Source organism: Alkalibacterium sp. m-11, from assembly GCF_054658155.1.
This window is the reverse complement of record NZ_BAAGIR010000266.1, coordinates 1-1,286: the sequence shown is the minus strand read 5'-3', so window position 1 is coordinate 1,286 and position 1,286 is coordinate 1. Positions and strand designations below refer to the sequence as shown.

Annotated in this window: 1 protein-coding gene; it reads left to right on the top strand. The window is 40.0% G+C overall.

Annotated features, from left to right (window positions below):
- Positions 1 to 1,286 (top strand): ISLre2 family transposase (locus ACYQ2O_RS12305; protein ID WP_459796709.1); only part of this gene is annotated, 1,286 nt, incomplete at both ends.

Sequence of the window (1,286 nt, the reverse complement as noted above, 5' to 3'; positions counted from 1 at the left end):
ATTCTGAAACATTATTAGACAGTGAAATACGATTAGATCAATACCTTCCAAAAGTCATGTGTGAGCTGGTTTCCAAAGCAATCGAGATGATTGATTTGGAATTAATTCATACTTATAAAGAAAAAGGATACGATATACAGAAAACAATGAAACGTACCGTTCAGTTCTCATACGGGGCTGTTGAGATTAGGCGACGACGCATGAGAAAAGATGGCGAAAAAAGCATTGTACCATTAGATGAAGCCATCGGCTTAGAAGAGTATATTCGCTATTCACCTTTAGTTGAAATGAAAGCCGCTAAGGTTGCCTCCGATGGTGTGTATCGCAAGGCGGCTGATGCCATTAACCTCTTAACTCCGCTTCAAGTAAGTCATACAACCGTTCATAAAATGGTTCAAAAAACAGGTGAGAAAGTTCAAAAATGGACGGATGAAGCTCCGAGTCATATTGAAACACCCCAAAAAGAAAAAAGGAAAGTGCCTGTGCTGTTTATTGAAGGCGACGGGTTATTACTAAAAGGAAGAGGCGAGAAAAATCCTGAGCTTCATCGTGTTCAATTTCATGAAGGTGTGACGTACGTAGGAAAACAAAAGCGACCAGTCCTTATTGGATCCCAAGTTTTTGAAAGTACAGTATCTAGTAAAGAAGCCTTTAAACGAGCTGGGCAGTGGTTAGAAGCGATGTATGATATTCGGGAAACAATCATCGTATCCAACAGTGATGGCGGCAGCGGGTATGAAAAAGATAAATTTGAGCAGATTATTGGAAAATGCAAAAAGCATGAACACTTTAGAGATCCCTACCATGTGAATGAAAAAATAAACCAACGGTTAAGTTTTGATAAGCCTATGATTATTGAAATGAGAAAAGCTGTGAGTGCCTATGATAAAGAACGTGTTCTTAGCGTATTGGCGACGACAGAAAGTCGCATAGAAGATGAAGAGACAAGAACTGAGAAAGAAGAACATCTCCGTCTATTAGGGGCTTATTTAGAACGCAATTGGGAAAGTATTTGTCCCTTGAAAATGCGAGACTTACCTGTCCAAAATGGAATAGGTATTTGTGAAAGTAATCATCGTCCCTACAGTTACCGTATGAAACGCCAAGGGCGTGGATTTTCAGCCAAAGGGGCTGGAAACTTAGCTTCCATTATTTCAGCTCGTAAAAACGGAACGCTTTTAGAAGCTTTGAGAGCGGAACTACCTGCATTTGAACAAACCATTGTCCCTGAATTTAAAGGGGCTGTTAGAGCTGTTTTGAAAAAGATTCATCGTCCTTCTATAGGG